Raw genomic sequence first — 22,765 nt, 5'->3', positions numbered from 1 at the left:
TGTATAAAAAAGCATGAAGGAGACTGAACATTTCAAAATTTGTGGAGGATCAAGATGGCACAAATAGACCTTAATGCCGAATTTTATTACGACTCAGCAGGCGAGCAAATTGGGTTTCTGCAGCGCATAGGAAATTGTTTTACTAGAAATGTGTACTTTTTCCTAAGGCAATATATAGATCCCCATATGTTAATGAAGGCTTATGTGGATGACTTTTCAACCCGCTTGCATATTATCCCCTTGCGACAAGGTGCTTTCATTGGAGCTAAATGAAATTAATGATGCATCCAATTATGTGATAAAGAAAAATCGATTTGAATCCCGGGATCGGGGGGAAGAAGCGCTTGAAGTCATAGATTCTCTTCTCGACAAAGGAAATGTAGTTTTTGTTAATACATTAATGAAAGCCGTCCCCTATTACAAAACTTACAAAAAAGAACTTAACAAAGATGATGTCGAACTTGCGGACAGTCATTATTTCCTCATAGTCGATAAAGATGATGAAAGATATTATTATTTGGACAACTATTTGAACCATAACAAAGCGAATTTTACGCCCTATGAAAAAAACAAAAGCATGGGGGTTGCGAACAAAGCCGAATTTGTCCAAGCTTTCAATTATCAGTTCCGATGCTTCACCATTGATATCAATGCAAAAGAGCTGGCTAAACTGCCCGGCAGATTCCATGAATTGTTCAATGCGATTATAGAAAACTATAAAGGTACAGACAGTAAAAGCGACATACTATCGGGCAGAAAAGTAATTGAAAAGTACATTGAGTACTGCGACAGCCGCGCTATAAAGCTGGATGATGCCATACCCAGGCGAGACCATAATGTATACTCTTTGTCACGTACTATTTTCACCAGAAGTACGGACAGAAAGAGAATTCTATTGAAAATATTAAAAGAAAAAGATGATTCCGAGGAAAGCAGATTATGTTTGGTCCACTCGCTGGAACGAAACATCGCAAGCTGGGAGCTGGCGATCAATGGGATTACCAAAAGACATTTTACGAAACAATATGTTCTTGATCGACAACTTGGACAATGCTTTAGTAATATACTGGAAACGGAAGACTCATTGTATGATGTGATGGAAACTGAATTGGATTATTTGTGCTATACCGTATAAGAATCCCCCGCAAAGGGGGATTCTTTATTTCCGGCGTGGTGCAAGCATCTTGTCGCCCTGCCGAAAGCGCCGCCGGATTTGGCGGCGCTTTCCAGGGCCGAATGATATATTGTAGACAAATCCGTTTACAGTGGCCGGACCTCTCCGCCGGGCAGCACGGCTTCGGCAGACCCAATGAGATGACTTCTCAGTTGCTGCAGGGCGTCGCATTGTTTAATCGCCTGTGCCACCAGCCTGGCGATCTGCCGGGCCCCGACATCGGAGAAATGAGTGTCGTCGCTGATGCCGTCCGGGTAATTCGGGTGAGCTCGCTCCGGCAAATGCATGAACAGATGACGGCTTCCTTCTTGCCCAAGTGCTCCGTACAGCTGCTGCGAGGCCGCGAAAATATCGAGCAGCGGCGTGTTTGTCTCCGCCGCGACCTGCCGCATGACTTCCGGGTAAGCGCCGACGGCCAGCGGATCGGGCGCGCCGTCTTCCAGGAAGCGCCGTCTGCTGACGGAGGTCAGCAGTACCGGCGCGGCGCCGGCCCGGCGGGCGCAGGCAATGAACCGCTGCAGATTGCCCGGGTAATCCCGCTCCGGATCGGCGTAGCGGGCCGGGTCCTCCTGTTTACCGTCATTGTGGCCGAACTGGATAAACAGGTAGTCTCCGGCTTGCAGATCCTTCTCGATCGCGGCCAGCCGCCCCTCCGCAAGAAATGATTTAGTGCTCCGCCCGTTGACCGCGCGGTTATCGACCTGAACGGACGGGCCGAAATAACCTTGCAAATATTCGCCCCAGCCGGTCATCGGCTTCTCCGAGGCGCCTTTCAGCGCCGCCGTGGAGTCACCGGCTATAAATAAAGTACAAGACATCGAAAATTCCTCCTGCTTCTACATGCTTCGAACATGCTCTCAACACGTTTCCAACACGTTACCGCCAAGTACCAACACGCTCCCAGGGACCTCCGCTAAAACCCAAAATAGTTCGCGGCGTTGTTATACGCGATATCCTCGACCATCCGGCCGAGCAGGCTCAGATCGTCCGGCGCTTCGCCGCGTTCCACCCACTCGCCGATCAGCTCGCACAGGACACGGCGGAAATATTCGTGGCGCGTATAAGAAAGGAAGCTGCGCGAGTCGGTAAGCATGCCGACGAAGCCGGCAAGCAGACTGTGTTCGGCGAACAGGGACAACTGTTCGCGCATGCCGCTGCGGGTATCGTTGAACCACCAGCCGGAGCCGAGCTGCAGCTTGCCTGGGGTATCCTTTTGGAAGCAGCCCATCAAAGTCAACAGCGCAGGGTAGTCCTTCGCGTTCAAGGAGTACAGAATCGTCTTCGGCAGGCCGGACCCGGTCTCGGCGCGGTCGAGCAGCTTCGAGAGCGATTCGGTCAGCGGCAGATCGTTCAGGGCGTCGTACCCGGTGTCGGGGCCGAGCCGTCCGAACATTGGCGTATTGTTATTGCGGTAGGCGTGAATGTGAAGCTGCATCGTCCAGTCTTTTTCCCGGTAAAATCCGATCAGGGCCGTGAGCAGCTCGGTACGGTAAACGGTCACTTCTTCCTGAGAAAGGGCTTCTCCGTTCAGCCGTTTGCGGAACGTGGCTTCGACCGCGGCGGCGTCGCCGGCTTGATAACGCAGCACGTCCAGCGCATGGTCGGACAGGCGGCAGCCGTGATCATGGAAGAAATCGACCCTGGCCCGCAGCGCCGCAAGCAGGTCGTTGTACGAAGCTACCGCCATCCCGGAAGCGGCTTCCAACCGCTTCAGCCAATCCGGGAAGCCCGGCGCGTCGATGTTTAACGCTTTGTCCGGACGGAAGGTCGGCAGAACGCGGAAAGCCGGCTCTTCTTCCTTCAACAACTTGTGATACTCCAGATTGTCGGCGGGATCGTCCGTCGTGCAGACGAGCTTGACGTTCGCGTTTTTGATAATATTCCGTCTTTTGAAGTCTTCGCCGGCCAGCTTCTCGTTCACCTGCTCCCAGATGCGCGGAGCCGTTTCTTCATTTAATAGCTCTTCGATCCCGAAGAAGCGGCGAAGCTCCAGATGGGTCCAACTGAACAGCGGATTGCCGATCGCCCGCGGCAGCGTCCGGGCCCAGGCCAGGAATTTGTCGTAATCGGAGGCGTCGCCCGTAATATGGGATTCCGGAACCCCGTTGGTCCGCATTAAACGCCACTTGTAATGATCTCCGTACAGCCAGGCTTCGGTAATGTTTTTGAAAGGCTTGTTCTCGTAAATTTCTTTCGGATCGAGATGGCAGTGGTAGTCAATAATCGGCATGCGGGCGGCATGCTCATGAAACAAAGCTTGAGCCGCCTGGGTTGACAGCAGAAAATGTTCGTTCAGAAACATGGATCATGGCTCCTTTATAAGGTTACTCCGGTTTTAAAAATAGCCAGCTCGCGCACTTCGTTCTGTTCGTTGCGCGTTTTGCGCCCGCTGGCGACGGCGATGATATAATCGATGAATTGCTCCAGCACTTCCTCCATCGGGGTTTCCAACAGCGGCCCCGCGTTGAAATCCATCCAGTGCTGTTTGTTGGCGTACAACTCATTATTGGTGGCGACTTTCACCGTCGGCACAAAGCTGCCGAACGGCGTGCCGCGCCCGGTCGTAAACAGCACAAGCTGGCAATCCGCGGCGGCCAGGGCGGAGGAAGCGACGAGATCGTTGCCCGGCGCCTGCAGCAGGCTGAGGCCTTTTTTGCGCAGCTTCTCGCCGTATTGCAGCACGTCGACCACGGGAGCGGTGCCCGCTTTCTGCGTACAGCCGAGCGATTTGTCCTCCAGCGTGCTGATGCCCCCGGCCTTGTTGCCCGGCGAAGGGTTCTCGTACACCGGCTCGCCGTAAGAGAGGAAGTACTGTTTGAAATTGTTGATCAGCGACACGATGTCTTCGAACACTTGCTTATTTTCCGCGCGGGCCATCAGCATCTTTTCGGCCCCGAACATTTCCGGCACCTCCGTCAGCACCGTCGTTCCGCCCTGGGAGATGAGGAAGTCGGAAAAGGCGCCGAGCAGCGGGTTGGCGGTAATGCCGGAGAAGCCGTCGGAGCCGCCGCATTTCAGGCCGACATTGAGCTCGCTGAGCGGGACGGGCACGCGGCGGTCGTCCGAGGCCGCCGTGAAGATCTCCTCCAGCAGGGCGAGACCGGCCTCGACCTCGTTGCCGACCTCCTGGGCGACGAGGAATTTGACGCGGTCCTCGTCATAGTCGCCCAGTATGCTGCGGAATTCGGAGACGATGTTGTTCTCGCAGCCGAGCCCGAACACGAGCACCCCGCCGGCATTGGGATGATTCACGGCATCGAGCAGGATGCTGCGGGTCATCTTGTGATCGTCGCCGAGCTGCGAGCAGCCGTACGGATGCTTCAGCACCGTCACATTGTCGAAGGTGCCGAGATCGGGATGCAGCGCCTTGAATTCGGTGATCATCATCTCGGCGATGCCGTTGACGCAGCCGACGGTCGGCACGATATACAGGTCGTTGCGGATGCCGACCTTGCCGTTGCTGCGGCGGTATCCGTCGAAAGTCAGCCCCCGGTTGGGATAGGTCACCGGATGCAGGTCGGGTACGTACTCGTAGGTTTCTTCTCCGGCCAAATTCGTCTTCAAATTATGGGTGTGCACATGATCGCCTTTGGCGATCGCCGTAATCGCATGGCCGATCGGATATCCGTATTTAGTGACGATCGCCTCCGGCTCAAAATCGGTCAGCGCGATTTTATGGCCTTGCGGAATATCCTGATTGGCCTTGTAGGTCTGTCCTTCGAATGCGATCTCTTCCCCGGCTTGGATCGGACGGAGGGCGACGGCCACCGTATCCCGGGCATTCATTTTCATTAATCTTTGCATGCTATCCCGCCTTCCAAGCTTTGCTGCAGGGCGCTGCGGCTGCCCAGCTCATCAAGCTTCCGTAATCCGGCTTCCAGCTCTTCGGCCAGACCGGGTACGGACGACAAATCCTCTCCCCAGAGGCCGGCATTTTGGAGAATAACTTGAATAAAAGATTGCGGATTCTTCCAGGCCTCATCAAATACGGCCAGCACCTCCGGACTGTCCTGACGCTGAAGCTTATCGCCCCGGTAACCGAGCAGGAGCGCCGCAAAGGAAAGGGTCATCAGCTTCGGCAGTTCCCCGCGTTCTCTCCGGTAGCGCAGAAGGACGGGCAAGAGGCGGGTTTTGAACTTGGAAATGCTGTTGAGATAAATGGAAGTCAGCTCGTGCCGGATGAACGGATTCTTAAAGCGCTCCTGAACCGCTTCGGCGAAAAATTGCAATTCCTCGCGCGGCAAATCCAACATTGGGATCAGCTCTTCGTCGATCAGCTCTTTGACGAATGCGGAGAACACGCCGTCGTTCATGACGTCTTCCACGGTTTCCAGGCCGGCCAGCAGACCGAGGGACACCATGGCCGTATGCGGGCCGTTCAGCAGGTGAACCTTCCGTTCCCGGTAAGGGGTCATGTCTTCGGTGACGACGACATTCAGCCCGGCTTGCGAAAGCGGCAGCTTGTCGGCCAGCCACGCCGGCCCTTCGATGACCCAGAACAGGAACGGCTCGGCGGTGACCATCAGATTGTCGCGGTAGCCCAGCTCCTCAGCCAGCGCTTCCGCTTTGTCGCGCGGATAGCCCGGCACAATCCGGTCCACCAGGCTGCAGCAGAACGTGTTTTCCCGCTCCAGCCATGCCGTAAATTCGTCGCCGAGCTGCCATTCGGCGGCATATTGCAGCACGATCTCGCGCAGCTTCTCGCCGTTGCGGTCGATCAGCTCGCAAGGGATGATGATGAAGCCTTTCTTGCCCAGTTGAAAGCGCTTGTAAAGCAGGGCCGTCAGCTTGCCGGGGAAGCTCTTCTGCGGCGCGTCGTCCAGCTTGTCTCCGGGGTGATAGGCGATTCCGGCTTCGGTCGTATTGGAGGTGATGAATTCGAGCTCGTCATTCTCCGCCAAGGCCAGGAAAGTGTCATAGTCCGTGTACGGATTCACAAGACGGCTGACGCTGGTCATAATTTCCCGGTCGCTGACCGTCTCTCCGTTCAGTATACCGTTCAACAGCACGGTGTAAAGGTAATCCTGCTCGGCCAACATCTCACCGAGGCCCTGTCCGAGCGGCTGGACCAGCACCGCGCTGCCTTGGAACAGGCCTTTGTTGTTCATTTGCTGCAACTGCCAATCCACAAAGGCGCGCATAAAGTTTCCTTCCCCGAACTGGATCATCCGCTCGGGATAGGAGGGCAAATCGGGAAACGTACTTCTGGAAAGCGGTTGTGTCATGTTCATGTCTCGCTCCTTTTCAAAGGTTAATAATGTTTATGCACACGTGAACATTTTTATTTAAAAAAAGAGGGTGAACTCTTTTTTTAACAAAAGGAAGCTTAATAAGTCACCGACGTGACTTCGTCTTCAATTGGATAAATCCAATGAAAAGCGGCAGTAGAACGCCGATCTTCGATCCCGATTGGAAATATCCAATCAAAACGGCGATATTCGGCGGTTTCCGGCGGAAATGGGACATGCTCATTGGAATTTTCCAATCAAGCCAGGAATAAGAGTTACCGATGCCTGGTTTCATTGGAAATTTCCAATGGGGCAGAGCCGGTGCCCGGTCATGTGCCACGTCCATGGGGCAGAGAGCCGATGCCCGGTCATGTGCCACGTCCATGGGGCAGAGCCGGTGCCCGGTCGATGTGCCTTTCAACAGTCAAGCCGGCGAGCCCAATCGATGTGCCTAGCCATACCCCGACCCGACACCTCACCCGGCGCCATACTCCAAGGGAGCCGATTCAGCGCTCCGATGCGCCTCGCGATCGTTACGGTCGCCTCAAACCTCCAGCTTCGCAACGGTTTGGCGGATCATCAGCGTCGTTTTCACCAGCGATTGCTCCGGCGGGATTTGCGGGTCCTGCATGAGCTCAATCAGCTTTTCGGTACCCAGCTCGCTGATGTCGGCAATCGGTCTGCGGATCGTGGTCAGCGCGGGGTTCGTATATTTGGCGAACACGATATCGTCAAACCCGATCAGCGATACATGGCCCGGAATCGCGACCCCGGTCGCGTAGCAGGCGTTCATCGCGCCGATCGCCATATCGTCGTTGGCGCAAAACACGAGTGTCGGCGGGACCGGCAGGGCAAGCAGACGGTTCATCATTTGATGTCCGCTCTCGATGCTGTAATCGCCGGCGGCGAAATAATCGGAGCTGGACGCCAAGCTGTGGGCGAGCAGGCTGTCAAGAAAGCCCTGCTTGCGTTCCGTCGAGGACTTGAACCCGGCTCTGCCTTCGATCATCGCCAGCCTGCGGTGTCCCTGGGCGATGGCATAATCGATCGCTTCACGTACGCCGCCCTTGTCGTCGGAGACCACGTTCATGATCCCGGGATCCTCCAGGTGGCGGTTCAGCACGACGAGCGGGATGCCCGCTCTTTTGACATGGTAAATGAACTCATTGTCCGCGTCGCTCTGGCTCATGACCAGAATGCCGTCGAAACGCTGCGGCGATATGCTGTCCAAATGCTTGATGCTGTCGATCCCGTGTACCGTCAAACTGTAATTTTCGTCCAGCGCGTGATTGATCCCTTTGATGACGTCGACAAGAAAACTGGCCGAGGTTCCCTGATCAATACTGGAAAAAAACAGGCCGATGGTATACGATTTCTTCATGACCAGGCTTTTGGCGTTGAAATTGGGAATATAATTTAGTTCCGCCGCGATTTTTTCGATTTTGTCCCGGGTTTCTTTCTTGATCAGAGGATTTCCGTTCAGCGCTCTGGAAACCGTCGTATGCGAAACACCGGCGACTTTGGCGATGTCTTTAATCGTAACCATAGGACCTCTTCTTCACAGGGAATTGAAATTTGTTTTAACGATTTCATTCTAATTCCGATTTCCTAGATAAGTCAATGGTTTTATGATTTGCACACGTGAAAAATGTTATTGTACCCCGCTTTATGAAAGCGCTATAATGACAGTGATACTTGAGAAAAGGAGCGGCATAGATGCATAGAGGAAGATTATTCTATAAGATATTCATCCCCATTCTCGTGCTCGGGACCGGTCTTGTAGTCAGCTTTGCCAGCTATATCTATTTCAGCACGGTGAGCTCCGTGAATGAACGGATCGCCGACAGCAAGCAGAACTTTATTTTGCAGACCAAAAACAATTTGGAGCAGCAAATCCGGTCGATCGAATACGCATTCGATACGTACAGCACGACGACCTCGTTCAGCGATGTAGTCAAAAATCCGATCACCGAGCAGGATTTCATCGCTTACCAGAACGTAAACACCCAGCTTAACTACATCGCCACCATGGGAATGGAGCGAACGGATTACACACTGATCAGCCTGGTGCACAACTGGCAGATATCGAACGAAAGATTGACGAAATTGAGTGAAGAGGAACGGGACGACCTGCTCGAAACCTACGTGCTGAATAAAGACGAGAGCCTGTTCTGGGTCAAAACGGACCATGGGATTCGTTTTGTCAATACTCTGCCTGTGTTCTCCAAAAATAAACAGGCGATCGCCCTCTCGGACATCTCGCTGGAGTCGCTGAACCAGGCGATTCAGACCGAGGACGGCAGCGTGGTTTATATTTTAAATCGGCAAGGCGAACTGATGTATGAGAGTAATCCGGAGGAGCCCGCGCTGACCGGGAATCAATTCAAGGAGATTATTGCCGGGATCGGGGATGATCATGAACCGACGGGAATGTTGTCCCTGGAACTGTCAGGCGGCCATGCCTCCCCGTCAAAAGTCATCTATGCCGTATCCGAATATAACAACTGGATTTACCTGACGCTGCTGGATCAACACGAAATCGCCGGCGCCTTGAAGACGACCCGGTTCGGGATCATCACGATGGGAGCGGTGCTGACGCTGTTCATCATCATGGTCGCTTATATTTTGGCCGTATACTTTACAAGGCCGATCCGGCAAATCAAACGCAGCCTGTCCCTGGATAACGACGAGGCCTCCTCCAAGAACGAAATCGAAAGTATCATCCATTCCATCGATACGATTTTGACGGAGAAAGAAAGCCTCGAGAACCTGATGGAAGCCGAAAAACCGCAGCTTGAAACGCAGTTGATCATGAATCTGTTCCGCAATCGCGTTACGGCGGACGAACTGGCCGTGAAGCTGTCCAGGCTGGGATACAGGCGGATGGATGGTCACCTTTACGTTACGATGCTGATCCAGCTCGACAATTTGGGCGAACGCGAAATCTCGGACAAGGATGTGCTGCTGCTGGCGGTCAACAAGCTGGTGGAGGAACAGATTCCGCCGGAGCGCCGGATGCTGCCGATTATTTTGAACGATAAGACCCAGGCGACCATTCTGATGTTCACGGGCGAAACCGAGCAAGAAATACGCAAGCGGCTGATGGAACAGGCTACGACCTTGATGAAAAGCGCCCGGGAATATTTGAAGGTGTCGATCAGCATCGGGCTCAGCAAAACATACGACAGCCTGCTGGAAAGCAAAGAAGCCTGCGAAATGAGCAAGCAAGCACTGCATCACCGCCTCAATCTGGGCAAGGAATCGATCATCTTCTATGAAGATATCTCCCGGGTCATCTCAGGTCCGGTACTGCTTCATTATCCGGTGGAGCTGGAGTCCCAGCTGTTCGACGCCATTCGCCTCGGGGACGAGCATGAGGTCAGCCGGAGTTTGTATTTGCTGCTGGCCGAGATGATGAAGAAGAATAAGCATTCGATGAATTTCGAGGTGGCCCTGGTCCGGTTCGTAAACAATCTGATTCAACTGGAGCAGCTGCTCGGCATCGAGGTTCTGCTGAAGCAGAACAATTACGCTCTGTACCATGTGCTGCTGGATACGCGAAATCCCGAAGAAATCGAACGGATGCTGGTGAAAGAAATCATTTTTCCGATGGTCAGAAGCATGAAAGACAAGACGAACAAACAGTTCCGCAGTCTGTCGGAAGAAATCGCCGTCATCGTCAGATCCGAGTACGACCGGGAATTGACGCTGGAGCAAATCGCAGACCGGCTTCATTATAATCCGAACTATTTAAGCAATATTTTCAAAAAAGAATACGGCACGACCTTTAGCGATTACCTGATGAACTACCGGCTGGAAATGGCCAAAAAGTGGCTGGTCGAGACGGACATGACCATCCGGGAAATCGCGGAGCGGCTCCAATACCATAAACCGCAAAATTTTATCCGTTCGTTCCGGAAGAAAGAGCATGTCACGCCGGGCGAATACCGCAAAGCAAGGCAAGCCGTGTAGGAAAAAAAGGAGCCTTTTCACGAGAGAAGGCTCCTTTTTTGGTCTCTTGTCTGCGCAACATTCTTGAATGATGATGGGGTCCCAGCAAAGCAACCGGATTCGGCTCCAGAGCCGTCGCCTCACCTTGCTGGGAGCGGTTTAGCCTTTGACCGAGCCGAGCATGGCGCCTTTGACGAAGTGCTTTTGCACGAATGGATAGGCGATCAGCATCGGCAAGGTCGCGACGACGATGACGGCCATCTTGATTGATTGGGCGGGCGGAACAATAGCTACGGAGCTGTTGTCCCCCTGCATGCCGCTGGACACGATGACGATCTGCCGCAGCAGCACCTGGATCGGCCATTTCAAGGAGTCGTTGAGATACAGAATGGCGTTCATGTACGTATTCCAATAAGCAACCCCGTAGAAGAGAGAAATCGTTGCGACCGACGGGAGCGACAAAGGCAGCATAATTTTGAGGAACACGCCGAAGTCGGTGCAGCCGTCGATTTTGGCCGACTCTTCCAGAGCGTCCGGCAACGATTGAAAGAAGTTGCGCATAATGATCAGGTTGAATGCGTTGATCGCGGTCGGAATGATCATCGACCAGTAGGAGTCGATCAGATGCACGCTTTTTACCACCAGGAAGGTTGGAATCATCCCGCCGCTGAACAGCATGGAAAAGACGACAACGAAATTGATGGGATTTCTGCCGTAGAGATATCTGCGGGACAATCCGTACGCCATCAAAGCGGTCAGGGCCATGCTAACTAAGGTTCCGACCAGGGTGACACCGACCGAAACGCCCAATCCTCTAAAAATCGTCGGTGTCGAGAAAATGTACTTATAAGCGTCCAGGGAGAACGTAGTCGGAAACAGGACGAATTTCTTGGCTACGATTTCCTGGGTTGAAGCAAAAGAACTGGCGATGACATTGACAAAAGGCAAGAGACAAGCCAGAGCAATGAGCGCGAGTAGAGCGCCGTTGACAATCGTAAATATACGATCGCCGATAGAATGTTTTTTTCGTAAACTTTGAGCCACTTGAATATCCTCCTCATTCGTCGTTTGACAATTCCACCTTAACAACGAAGGAAGGATTACGTATATAATCCGCAATTGAGGTCTTTTTCGGACCGCGAAAACGGGGACGGTTACAGGCATGCTCACCAGCTTAGCTCGTAATCACCAAATAAGGCGAAACAGCCGGAAACGCCCGTTCCGAGCGGGTTCTGTAACCGCTGTCATCTGATGATTATATACGGAACGTTCTTCGTCCGTTAAGCTAAGAGCGAAATAGGAACGATCCAAGGAGGTTGCCTCAGTGAAAGCATCAAGTGTAGCACCGGTGGACGTGAGATCGGAGCCCGGACTCAAGCGGAAGAGCTCGCCCTTTCTCACCAGCTTAAAACGCAACAAATTATTGTATCTCATGATTTTCCCAGGGCTCGTCTACTTCATTGTATTCAAGTACTTGCCGATGGGGGGATTGGTGATCGCCTTTCAGGATTACCAGCCTTTCCTGGGGATCGCGGGAAGCCCGTGGGTAGGTTTCAAGCACTTCATCCGTTTATTTACGGAGCCCACGTTCTTTATGTTATTAAGGAATACGCTGATTTTGTTTGCCATGAACATCGTGATTTTCTTTCCGCTGCCGATTATCCTGGCGCTGATGCTCAATGAAGTTCGAAACAAATGGTTTAAAAACGCGGTACAAACCATGATGTATCTCCCCCATTTCATGTCCTGGGTTATCATCGTATCCATTACGTACGTGTTCCTGAATGTGGATGGTGGGGTAATCAACGAGTTGCTTGCCGCACTCGGTTTTAACAAGATTAGCTTTTTGACTTCCCCGGAGTGGCTGCGGACGGTGTATATCCTGCAGATCATCTGGAAGGAGCTCGGATGGTCTACGATCATTTATTTGGCGGCGATCACGGTCGTGGATACGCAGTTATATGAAGCGGCCGAAATGGACGGCGCAGGGCGCTGGAGAAAAACGTGGCATATCACCCTGCCGGCCATTCGTCCCGTCATTATTACCCTATTGATCCTGAAGATCGGCAGCACTTTGGATCTCGGTTTCGAGCATATGTACCTGCTGCTTAATTCCTTGAACCGCGAGGTGGCCGAAATCTTCGACACCTACATCTACACGGCCGGCCTGAAGAACGGACAGCTGAGCTTCAGTACGACGGTGGGGCTGTTCAAAGGCTTGGTCGGCTTGATTCTGGTAATGCTCTCCAACAGGCTGGCCAAGAAATTTGGGGAAGATGGAGTGTACTAATTAGTACAATCTATAAATTTACTTAAAGAGGGGTAGAAAAATGAAATTAAAAATGAAGCAGTTGACCGTATTATTGCTCACCAGCATCCTCTTGTTGTCCGCTTGCGGTTCGAACTCGAACGGCGGCGGGGCCCAAGGCGCCGGCGGAAACACCCAATCCGGCGCCGGGGGCGGAAACGCGGCGGTGGAAGAACCGGTCAATATTACCTGGATGAATATGCTGCATACGCCTACGACGCCAACTGGCGACGTCCAGAAGCTGATCGAGGAAAAAACGAATGCAAAAATCAAGTTTTCCTGGGTGCCTGACGCATCCAAGGAGGAACGGATCAATACCGCAATGGCGTCCAACTCGCTGGCCGATATCGTCTCCTTGACGATTCTGGATAACGCATCCGTACGGAACGCGCTGAAGTCGGGCATGTTCTGGGAGGTTGAGTCTTACCTGGACGAATTCCCGAATCTGGCGGCGATTTCCGATGAAAAACGGCAGGCAGCTTCGATCGCCGGTAAGCTGTACGGGGTGCCTTTCCTGAAGGACGTGGCGCGTAACGGCGTCGTGATCCGCAAAGACTGGCTGGATAAGCTGGGACTTGAGGTTCCGAAAACGACCGATGAATTGATGGCGGTGGCCAAAGCCTTCACCGAGCAGGATCCGGACGGCAACGGGGTTCAAGACACTTACGGATTTGTCGACCGTAACGACTTGATTTACGGGGCATTTAAGACACTGGGTTCTTACTTTGGCACTCCTAACTACTGGGCCGTGAGCGATGACGGGAAATTTACGCCGGAGTTCGAGACCGAAGGTTACGTCAAGGCGATGGACTATATGAAGGAATTGTATACTAACGGTTATATCAATAAGGATTTTGCCGTGACGGCCAAAACGGACCAGCAGGCAGCATTCTCTCAGGGCAAAGCCGGTATTTATGTCGGAGCCTTGTTTGACGGCAAAAACCTGCTGAATGACGCGAAAGGCATTCAGGACGACATGGAAATCCTGCTCGTTAATAATATTACTTCAACCGGCAACGAAAGCGACCGGGCGATCTGGGCCGGGAACGGCGGGATCGGCGGGCTGCTGGCTTTCCCTAAATCCGAGGTCAAAGATGAAGCGGAATTGAAGCGCATTCTGAAATTCGTGAACGATCTGATGGATGAAGAAATCTACACGCTGATGACCTATGGCATCGAAGGCGTTCACTACTCCGTCGACGCGGATATGGCCGTAACGATTTTGGATCAGAACAAATGGGAACAGGAAGTTCAGCCGTTCTCCTCTTCCCGTCCGAAGGAGCCCGGTTATAAAATTCACGATGCCGATCCGCTTAAAGTCGAAGCCTCCGCTCTGATATTGGATAATGAGCAATACGCGGTCTTTAATCCGGCAGCTTCGCTGGAATCGGAAACCTTCACGTCGATGGGCTCCGAATTGCAAAAAATCATTACGGACGCCACTTATAAATACATTCTCGGCGCCCTCGATTTGAACGGGTTCAAGGCGGAAGTCGAGAAATGGAAGAACTCCGGCGGCAGCAAGATCATCAGCGAGTATGAAGCCGCTTATAAAGAAGCCAATTCCTGATCCCTCTTCCTGACGGGAAGATAGAAACGGAAAACCATTAATAAACGGGTCCTTTCCATGAATCTGTGGCAAGGACCGTCATTTTTTCACCGGGAGGATGTATGAATCAGATGAACTGGGCTATTAAAACCGCCGAATCCGTCATGGAGCGGACGCCGAAATTGTATGAAGGCAATGAGAATAAAGAGAAATGGTCTTATGATTACGGCGTGGTGTTAAGAGGCTTTGCGCTGCTGTGGAAAATGACGGGAGACCGCAAGTATTTGCAATATATCCAGGATAATATGGACCATTTTATCCGGGAAGACGGAACTATTCTGGGGTACCGGCAGGATGAATACAATATCGACCACATCAATAACGGCAAACTGCTGTTTCCGCTATACCGGGAAACGGGCCTTGAGAAGTACCGGAAAGCGGCCGACCTGCTGAGAGCGCAGCTCGCCAGCCATCCGCGCACATCGGAAGGGGCGTTTTGGCACAAGCAGATTTATCCTTATCAAATCTGGCTGGACGGACTTTATATGGGGGCACCGTTCTATCTGGAATATTTGCTGACATTTGAAGGCGGAAACGGGCTGGACGATGTGACCAAGCAGTTTATTTTGTGCGAGAAGCATACCAAGGACGCCGATACGGGGCTGCTCTATCATGCCTGGGATGAGAAAAAAGTACAGCCTTGGTGCGATCCCGCCACCGGATTGTCCCCGAATTTCTGGGGCCGTTCCCTGGGCTGGTACGTCATGGCTTTGGCGGATACGCTGGAACTGTTGCCGAAGGAGCACAAGGATTATGCCGAGCTTGTCCGGATCCTCAAAGAGGTGCTGGCGGCGCTGCGAGCATTTCAGGATGAAGCCAGCGGCGTTTGGTACCAGGTCGTAAATATGGGCGGCCGCAAGGGCAATTATTTGGAGGCGTCGGCTTCCAGCATGATCGTGTTCGCCATCGCCAAGGGAATCCGGCTTGGGGTGCTGGAGGCAGGCGAATGGCAGACGACGCTGGATAAGGCTTACCAAGGTCTCATTACGGAATTTGTGCTGGAGACGAAGGAAGGCTGGGTCAACCTGAATAAGAACTGTCAGGTGGCCGGGCTGGGCGGACATGACCGCCGGGACGGCACGTACGCTTATTACATCAGCGAGCCGATTATTACGAACGATCTGAAAGGAGTCGGAGCGTTCCTGCAAGCCTGCGCGGAGGTTGAAGGACTTCGAGGACAGTAGAATATACGGATTGGAGGAATAACGATGCAAGTATATAACATTACGGATTTCGGCGCGGTCGGAGACGGAAAGACGCTCGCGACCGATGCGATTCAATCCGCCATCGACGCCGCGAGCGCGGCCGGCGGGGGGACGGTGTTTGTCCCGGCGGGAACATTCCTGACCGGCGGCATTAGGATGAAAAGCCATATCGAGCTGAACCTAAGCCCCGGCGCCGTGCTGTCTTTCAGCACGAACCCGGAGCATTATCCGGCGGTCACCTCCAGATGGGAGGGCGTGCTTCAGCAGGTGCATATGTCGTGTATTTTCGGCCAGGACCTGGAAAATGTCGCGGTCACGGGCAGTGGAACGCTTGACGGAAACGGCCAGCCGTGGTGGGACAAGAAGCGGAACGCGCCGGAGAAGCTGGAAATCCCCCGGCCAAAGCTGATCAGCTTCGACAGCTGCCGCCGCGTGCTGCTGCGGGATCTGAGGCTGGTCAATTCCCCAAGCTGGACCGTCAATCCGATCAATTGCTCCGATGTCACGGTCGACCATTTGTCCATCCTCAATCCCGCCGATTCGCCGAATACGGACGGGGTCAATCCGGAATCGTGCCGGAATGTGCGAATCAGCAATTGCCATATCGATGTGGGGGATGACTGCATCGCGATCAAGGCGGGCACCGAGGATACGGCGGAGCGGATTCCCTGCGAGAATATCACGATCACCAATTGCACGATGGTGCACGGCCACGGCGGCGTGGTGCTGGGCAGCGAAATGAGCGGCAGCATCCGCAATGTGACGATCTCGAATTGCGTATTCCAGCACACCGACCGCGGCATCCGCCTGAAATCGCGGCGCGGACGCGGGGGAATCGTGGAGGATATCCGGATTAGCAATATCGTGATGGAGGACGTCATTTGTCCGTTTATTTTGAATCTTTACTATTTCTGCGGCCCGCGCGGCAAGGATAAATACGTCTGGGACAAAAATCCTTATCCCGTGACGGAGGAAACGCCATGCTTCCGGCGAATTCATTTTGCTAATATTACCGCGCGCAACGTTCATGCATCGGCCGGATTCCTGTACGGCCTTGCCGAGCAATACATTTCCGAGATTACATTCGATCATATCGATATTTCCATGGCGGAGAACGCGATCCCCGGAGTTCCGGCCATGATGGCGGGAATCAGCGAGATGAACAATCGCGGCTTCTTCCTCGGGAATGTAAGGCAAATCCGTTTCCACCATGTCACGATCGAGAATCATGAGGGTCCGGCTTTTTATGTGGAGAACGGCGAGCAAGTTACCGTGGAGCATTGCGAATCGAGGAACACGAAGCAAAGCGAACGGCTGCTGGAACAGGTCACGATTGCGCCGTCTGAACAAGAAGCGGGAGAAGTTTAAAGGAGGAGACTGACGATGATTACGGAAAACAAGCGGGCGGGTTATGTCCAGAACCCGATCTTGCCGGGGTTCAATCCGGATCCTTGTATATTGCGGGTCGAAAATGTTTATTACATCGCGGTATCGACATTCGAATGGCTCCCCGGGGTCAGAATCTATGAGTCCGCCAATCTGGCCGATTGGGAGCATACGACGGACATCTTAACCCATCAAGTGGACTTGAGGGGGAATCCGAAAAACTGCAGCATTTGGGCTCCCCAGCTTAGCTATCATGACGGGTTGTTCCATCTCATGTACACCGATGTGAAAAGCACGAAGCGGCCTTTCAAAGACTGTCATAATTACTTGATCACGGCGCCTTCGATCCATGGCCCTTGGTCGGAGCCCGTATATCTTAACAGCAGCGGCTTTGATCCGTCCTTGTTCCATGACGACGACGGCCGCAAATGGCTGCTCAACTGCCTGTGGGATTACCGCATGACTGAGAGCAACAAATCCTGCGGGATCGTGATCCAGGAGTATGATCCGGCTCTCGGCAAATTGATCGGCGAACCGAAGAAGCTGTTCGATTGCACGCCGTTGCAAAAGACGGAAGCGCCCCACATCTACAAGCAAAACGGCTATTACTACCTCATTACGGCCGAAGGGGGAACCGGCAGCGGGCACGCCGTTACGGTGGCGCGCTCGAAGGAACTGCTCGGCCCTTATGAAGTGGATCCGCTGAATCCGATGCTGACCTCGCGCAACGATCCCGGTCTGGCGCTGCAATGCGCCGGCCATGGCAGCCTGGTGCAGACGCCCGACGGCGATTGGTATATGGCGCATTTGTGCACGCGTCCGCTGGAGGGGCAGTTCGCCATCCTGGGAAGGGAAACCGCGCTGCAACAAGTGTATTGGGACGAGCAGGGTTGGCTCCGCCTGACCGCGGGCGGAAATACGCCGCAGCTCGTCGTGCCGCTGCCGGGCGGAGCCGTACGGAAAGACGGCGGGAATGATTTTCATGATGATTTTTCCGGCCCTGGGCTGAAGAAAAATTGGAACACGCTGCGCATAATGGCGGATGAAAGCTGGTGCTCGCTGTCGGCCAGAGCAGGCTATTTGCGGATTCAAGCGGGCGAATCGCCGCAAAGCTTGTTCCAACACCATATCGTGGCGGTCCGTCAAACGGACAAATCATTCCGCGCGGAGACGGCCGTGGAGTCCGCTCCGGTGTTATATTTGCAAATGGCCGGGCTGCTGCTCTATTTAAACGAGGATAACTATTGTTATGCCTATGTCAGCCATGAAGAAGGGCGGGGCAAGGTGCTGCGGCTCATGTGCTGCGAGCGGGACGAATTCGAGCTTGAGCCTGTCCTGATTGACGTGGATCAAGCCTCGCAGGTTCAATTGGCGGTAGACGTATCCGAGTTGAACGGCCAATTCTATTATCGTTTGGACGACGCGGAAGATTGGCGGCCGTTAGGCGGACCCCGGAATATCGGTTTCCTGTCGGGCGGATTTACCGGCAATTTCGTCGGTATCGGCGCGCATGACATGAACCAATTCGGCGGCAGCTACGCCGATTTTGCATACTTCAAATATACGGGAAGGGATTCCGCTATATAAGGAGGACGAAGCTAAGATGGAATGGAACCCGGTCACGGAGCGGGAAAAATTGTTGAGCTTGCTTGGCGATCTCCCGTTGGAAGGCCCGATTTCAGCCAAGCTGTTAAAATCGGAAGAGCGGGACGGCTATTTGCTGGAAACGCTGGTCCTCGATCTCAACGGGATCGAGCCGGTACCGGCCTTTTTCGCCAAACCGCGGGAAGGAGTGGGGCCGTTCCCGCTCGTTATCTTTAACCATTCCCATGGCGGCAATTACGCGAACGGCCGCAATGAGCTGATCCGCAACAGTCCTTATTTGCAGGAGCCGACGTTTGCCAAGGTACTCACGGGTATGGGCTGCGCCGTTTGCTGTATCGACATGTGGGGCTTCAACGAGCGGGGCGGTAAAACCGAGAGCGAGCTGGTCAAGGAGATGCTGTGGACCGGCCGGGTGATGTGGGGCATGATGCTGCACGATAACCGCCGCCTGCTCGATTACATGTGCGGCCGCGAGGATATCGACGCCTCGCGGGTCGCCACGATCGGCATGTCGATGGGCGGGCTCATGGCCTGGTGGCTGGCCGCGCTCGACGAACGGGTCAAGGTGACGATCGATATTTGCGGGCAGGTGGAAGCCCGTACGCTGATCGCCAAACGGGGACTTGACCATCACGGCTTTTATTCCTATGTCCCCGGACTGCTGAAGCATTTTGCGACCCTGGACATCCAAAAGCTGATCGTGCCGCGCCCGCGCATGAGCCTGGTCGGCAGGAACGACCGGCTGTGTCCGCCCGAAGGCGTGGAGCTGCTGGCGGACGGGCTTCGCCGAGCCTATGAGGAGGCGGGGAAGCCGGAGCATTGGCAGCCGTTCATCGGTGGGGGCGGACACATGGAGACGGCGGAAATGCGGGCGGCCTGGCAGCCGTTTTTGGCACGGCATCTGAATTTGCAACTGCCGGGAGAGCTTGAGCCATGATTGTGCTGGTGGGCCAAGAGTCCTTATGCGATTTCGCCACGATTCAGGCGGCGGTGGATGCGCTGGAGCGTCTGCCGTCCGAAGAACCGGCCGAGATCCATATTTTATCCGGCGTTTATGAAGAGTCTGTCCGCATATACCGCTCGAATCTGTCCTTGGTCGGAATCGGACAGGTGGAAATCGTCATGAACCGCTATGCCAGGGAGCGGGACGAGCATGGGAACGAGATCGGCACATTTGCCACGCCGACCTTGTTCTTGGGCGGCAGCCGTTTGCTTGTTGAAAATATTATTATCGCCAACACGGCGGGGCAGGGGGAGAAAATCGGCCAGGCGCTGGCCGTGTATGCGCACTGCGATTTGACCGTGTTCCGGAATTGTACTTTGAAGGGCCATCAGGATACGCTGTTCACCGGACCCCTGCCGCCTTCCCCTAAGCGACCTACTTCGAAGTTCGGCGGCGTTCCGCTGCGGGAGCGGCATGCCCGCTTCCGTCAACTGTATCAAAACTGCCGGATCGAAGGGACGGTCGATTTCATCTTCGGCGGGGCGACGGCCTATTTCGAGCAATGCGAAATCCGCAGCCTGTGCCGTGTGGAAGAAGGCGCCGTGAGACCGGCGTATATCACGGCAGCCTCCACGCCGCAGGAACAAGCATACGGTTATGTATTCCGGGATTGCTATTTGACTGCGGCGGAGGATGTCCCGGAAGCCTCGGTCTACTTGGGGCGGCCGTGGCGGGAATTCGCGAAGACGGCCTTTGTCCATTGCCGGACCGGCGGGCATATTCATCCGGTCGGCTGGGACAATTGGAATAACCCGGCCAACGAGCGGACCGTACGTTACGGCGAATACGGCGTCAAGAATGCGGCGGAGCTTAAAGGGCAGCGGGCTCCTTGGACGGAATGTACCGTGGAAGCCGGAGATATGTGGAGCAAGGAGCAGGTGTTTGGCGGCATTTCCTTTTTCGAGACAGGAAAGTTGATATTCGATTGAAGATGCTAGGTTAATGTAGATTTGATGACCGGGTATTGATCAGCCTGTAAATAATTAGATGATTGTTATGCTTAAAGGAGAGGTTTGCAATGACGACTACGGTGTCTCCGGACAATTCGGCCGGGCCCGAGGTAATTACATTCGGGGAATCGATGGGGCTGCTAATCTCGGACGATTTGCGGGGGCTGGAGTACGACTCTGAACTGGACATGTCCTTCGGCGGAGCGGAAAGCAATGTCGCCATCGGATTGGCGAGGCTGGGCTTCCGGTCCGGCTGGTTCGGGCGTCTGGGCAACGACCCGCTGGGCCGCCGCATTTACAAGGCGATTCGGGGCGAAGGGGTCGACGTGTCCCGTGCGGGATTCGCGGAGGATGCCCCGACCGGGCTGATGCTGCGGGAGAAGGCGCTCGGCAAAAGCTCGGTCTACTACTACCGCCGCCATTCCGCGGCCAGCATGATGTCGCCGGAGGATCTGGACGAAGCCTATATCGCCTCCGCCAAAATCCTGCACATCACCGGCATCACCGCTGCGCTTAGTGCCTCCAGCAGGGAGACGGTGTTCAGGGCGGTGGCGCTGGCGAAGAAGCACGGGACGAAGGTGAGCTTCGATCCGAATCTCCGCCTCAAGCTGTGGAGCGCGGAGGAGGCCAGGGGGCCGCTGCTGGAGCTGGCCGCTCAGGCGGATTATTTCCTACCGGGCCTCGATGAATTGCGGCTGCTCTACAATAAGCAGCGGCTCGAAGAGTTGATCCCTGAGCTGAACCGGCTGCCCGCGGTGAAAATCATCAAGGGCGGCGAGCAGGAAACCTATTTATTGGAAGATGGAAAATTGAGCAGCGTGCCTTATTTTCTGGTCGACCAGGTGATCGATTCCGTCGGCGCGGGCGACGGTTTCTGCGCGGGCTTCCTGGCCGGTTTGCTGCGCGGAGATTCCCATACCGAAGCGATCCGGCTGGGAAATCTCATCGGCTCGATGGTCATTCAGGCCCCCGGGGACTGGGAGGGACTGCCGACCCGGGAGGAAGTCCAGGGCAGGTTGAACGGACAGGTGCATGTCGAGCGATAGCGGATGGATGGATAGTAAAGTAATCCAAACGAAAATGGAAATTAACTGTAATTTCTGTTGCTAATTTCGAACAATTCACCTACTACCAAGAAATAGATGCAAAACTTGTAGTTATTCGTGCTCATTTAAGTCCAAACGGCCCATAACTCGCCAATTAGCTGGACTTTTTCCGGTTAATTGAAGGGATATGGGCTATTCCCGTAAAATTAACTGCATGTTTTCCACTTAATTAACACCGTTTCACTCCAAAAGTAAATTCTCCATTAACCTATCGCCCCATTTATACCCCAGCACTTCCTCCACGTCCGCGACCTGGGCGATTAAAAGATCAATCTCGACCTCCGGATGCCGGCGGGCCAGATTTGGAAGCGCGATGCCCAGCTTTTCTTCGTTCCGGCTTTCCAATATAAGATCCTCCAGAAGTACAGACACTCCGGTAAGATCGCCGTATTGCTCGGGTTCAAACCGTTCGAAAGGGCCCGCAAGCGGTAAATACAAATTCCGGCCGAGGTCCAATTCTCCGGGCCGAGGCCGTATCACAAGCTGCAAGGGGCGTATGTCCTCCACCGTAAAATCGCAGTAAAGCGCCAGTCTCATCTTTAACGCCCGCTCTTCCCGCCGCTAAGCTGGCGTTCCAATTGGGACATGACGCGTTTTGTTTCCCGGGACCAATCGGCCACTTGTCGCTTTGTCTGCCGGTCCGATTCTCGGGCGGCCGCCAGCAGGCTGCCGTACAGCACCCGCCGCTGGATTTGGTCCAGCCGCCGCTCCGCGAGATCGTACGGTACACGAAAGCTCTCCGCGAGAAACGGTATCGCCTCGGAGCGCTGATCCGGTACCGGCAGCTTGGCGAACATATAAAACGGAATCGCCGCATACAGCACGAATTGCTCGGCCTCGGATTCCTGGGCATACTTGAACAAAGCGGGCATCGCCCGCTGATCCCCGGCATGTCTTAGACAATGGCACAGTTCATGGAAAAAGATCACCCGCGCGGTGACATCGTCCGCATGCTTGTTGAGGAATATCACTTGTTCCTCATTATCGGAAAAAGAAGGGCACTCCTCATATACGAGCGCTACGCCGAAGGCGCGGGCGATATGCTCGATGTCGTGCTCGACCGTACTCACGATGCCGTGTTCCTTATATTTGGCGCTGATCCACTGCTCCAACTCGGTTTCCCGGTAGTAGGAGAATAACATAAAATCACCCCAAAAGAGAATGTATGTTCGGTATGTATCGGAAAAGAAGGGCCCTCTTGAAGGGCCGGCTTCTGTCTGTTCGTCGGTTGATATTGCCT

At 54.1% G+C, this 22,765-nt stretch carries 19 protein-coding genes; 11 read left to right on the top strand and 8 right to left on the bottom strand.

The annotated features are described in order from the left end of the window. Positions 1 to 54 precede the first annotated feature (54 nt). Positions 55 to 273, top strand: coding sequence for a hypothetical protein (locus V3851_RS03875; RefSeq protein WP_331845152.1), 219 nt, complete (start codon positions 55 to 57; stop codon positions 271 to 273). Beyond that, on the top strand, positions 260 to 1,135 hold the full coding sequence (locus V3851_RS03870) for a hypothetical protein (protein ID WP_331845151.1): 876 nt from the start codon (positions 260 to 262) through the stop codon (positions 1,133 to 1,135). The genes V3851_RS03875 and V3851_RS03870 overlap by 14 nt, the downstream gene beginning before the upstream one ends. A 125-nt stretch (positions 1,136 to 1,260) precedes the next feature. Here the strand turns inward: V3851_RS03870 and V3851_RS03865 are convergent, their stop codons facing one another. From V3851_RS03865 to V3851_RS03845, 5 genes are all read right to left on the bottom strand, one after another. Beyond that, positions 1,261 to 1,992, bottom strand: a complete 732-nt coding sequence (locus tag V3851_RS03865) for a rhamnogalacturonan acetylesterase (RefSeq protein ID WP_331845150.1) — start codon at positions 1,990 to 1,992, stop codon at positions 1,261 to 1,263. Between the two features lie 95 nt (positions 1,993 to 2,087). Then, entirely contained in the window at positions 2,088 to 3,476 is a 1,389-nt protein-coding gene (uxaC, locus tag V3851_RS03860; RefSeq protein ID WP_331845149.1) for a glucuronate isomerase, read from the bottom strand. Positions 3,477 to 3,490: 14 nt separating this feature from the next. Beyond that, the gene (locus V3851_RS03855) at positions 3,491 to 4,978 is read right to left on the bottom strand and encodes a UxaA family hydrolase (protein ID WP_331845148.1); all 1,488 of its coding nucleotides are present in this window, start codon (positions 4,976 to 4,978) and stop codon (positions 3,491 to 3,493) included. Next, positions 4,966 to 6,399 (bottom strand): tagaturonate reductase, encoded by a 1,434-nt coding sequence (locus V3851_RS03850; RefSeq protein ID WP_331845269.1) that lies wholly within the window; start codon positions 6,397 to 6,399, stop codon positions 4,966 to 4,968. Before V3851_RS03850 ends, V3851_RS03855 begins: the two co-directional genes overlap by 13 nt. A gap of 547 nt (positions 6,400 to 6,946) precedes the next feature. Continuing rightward, positions 6,947 to 7,948, bottom strand: a complete 1,002-nt coding sequence (locus V3851_RS03845) for a LacI family DNA-binding transcriptional regulator (protein ID WP_331845147.1) — start codon at positions 7,946 to 7,948, stop codon at positions 6,947 to 6,949. A 170-nt stretch (positions 7,949 to 8,118) separates the two neighbouring features. Between V3851_RS03845 and V3851_RS03840 the strand changes: the two genes are divergently transcribed. Continuing rightward, the gene (locus tag V3851_RS03840) at positions 8,119 to 10,374 is read left to right on the top strand and encodes an AraC family transcriptional regulator (protein WP_331845146.1); all 2,256 of its coding nucleotides are present in this window, start codon (positions 8,119 to 8,121) and stop codon (positions 10,372 to 10,374) included. A gap of 138 nt (positions 10,375 to 10,512) precedes the next feature. Here the strand turns inward: V3851_RS03840 and V3851_RS03835 are convergent, their stop codons facing one another. Further along, a complete protein-coding gene (locus V3851_RS03835) occupies positions 10,513 to 11,397 on the bottom strand; it encodes a carbohydrate ABC transporter permease (RefSeq protein WP_331845145.1) in 885 nt (294 codons plus the stop codon). A gap of 388 nt (positions 11,398 to 11,785) precedes the next feature. Here V3851_RS03835 and V3851_RS03830 point away from each other — a divergent pair, with 388 nt between their 5' ends. From V3851_RS03830 to V3851_RS03795, 8 genes are all read left to right on the top strand, one after another. Further along, entirely contained in the window at positions 11,786 to 12,643 is an 858-nt protein-coding gene (locus tag V3851_RS03830; protein ID WP_414859260.1) for an ABC transporter permease, read from the top strand. A 40-nt stretch (positions 12,644 to 12,683) separates the two neighbouring features. Then, complete coding sequence (locus V3851_RS03825; RefSeq protein ID WP_331845143.1) at positions 12,684 to 14,231, top strand: extracellular solute-binding protein; 1,548 nt, start codon at positions 12,684 to 12,686, stop codon at positions 14,229 to 14,231. A gap of 101 nt (positions 14,232 to 14,332) precedes the next feature. Further along, on the top strand, positions 14,333 to 15,454 hold the full coding sequence (locus V3851_RS03820; protein WP_331845142.1) for a glycoside hydrolase family 88/105 protein: 1,122 nt from the start codon (positions 14,333 to 14,335) through the stop codon (positions 15,452 to 15,454). Positions 15,455 to 15,478: 24 nt separating this feature from the next. Further along, complete coding sequence (locus tag V3851_RS03815; protein WP_331845141.1) at positions 15,479 to 16,843, top strand: glycoside hydrolase family 28 protein; 1,365 nt, start codon at positions 15,479 to 15,481, stop codon at positions 16,841 to 16,843. 15 nt (positions 16,844 to 16,858) lie between these two features. Further along, positions 16,859 to 18,448, top strand: coding sequence for a glycoside hydrolase family 43 protein (locus V3851_RS03810; RefSeq protein ID WP_331845140.1), 1,590 nt, complete (start codon positions 16,859 to 16,861; stop codon positions 18,446 to 18,448). A gap of 16 nt (positions 18,449 to 18,464) precedes the next feature. Then, entirely contained in the window at positions 18,465 to 19,403 is a 939-nt protein-coding gene (locus V3851_RS03805) for a dienelactone hydrolase family protein (protein WP_331845139.1), read from the top strand. Positions 19,404 to 19,405: 2 nt separating this feature from the next. Then, the gene (locus tag V3851_RS03800) at positions 19,406 to 20,398 is read left to right on the top strand and encodes a pectinesterase family protein (RefSeq protein WP_331845268.1); all 993 of its coding nucleotides are present in this window, start codon (positions 19,406 to 19,408) and stop codon (positions 20,396 to 20,398) included. A gap of 89 nt (positions 20,399 to 20,487) precedes the next feature. After that, a complete protein-coding gene (locus V3851_RS03795) occupies positions 20,488 to 21,465 on the top strand; it encodes a sugar kinase (RefSeq protein WP_331845138.1) in 978 nt (325 codons plus the stop codon). 240 nt (positions 21,466 to 21,705) lie between these two features. Here V3851_RS03795 and V3851_RS03790 read toward each other — a convergent pair whose 3' ends face one another. Both V3851_RS03790 and V3851_RS03785 read right to left on the bottom strand, forming a co-directional pair. Continuing rightward, positions 21,706 to 22,062 (bottom strand): hypothetical protein, encoded by a 357-nt coding sequence (locus V3851_RS03790; protein ID WP_331845137.1) that lies wholly within the window; start codon positions 22,060 to 22,062, stop codon positions 21,706 to 21,708. Positions 22,063 to 22,064: 2 nt separating this feature from the next. Further along, positions 22,065 to 22,667 carry an ImmA/IrrE family metallo-endopeptidase gene (locus V3851_RS03785; RefSeq protein ID WP_331845136.1) on the bottom strand — a complete coding sequence of 201 codons (603 nt, stop codon included), beginning with the start codon at positions 22,665 to 22,667 and terminating at the stop codon, positions 22,065 to 22,067. Between the last annotated feature and the right edge of the window lie 98 nt (positions 22,668 to 22,765).

Source organism: Paenibacillus haidiansis, assembly GCF_036553665.1.
Taxonomy (GTDB): domain Bacteria; phylum Bacillota; class Bacilli; order Paenibacillales; family Paenibacillaceae; genus Fontibacillus; species Fontibacillus haidiansis.
The sequence above is the reverse complement of the archived record's forward strand: the minus strand, read 5'-3'. Positions and strand labels throughout refer to the sequence as shown.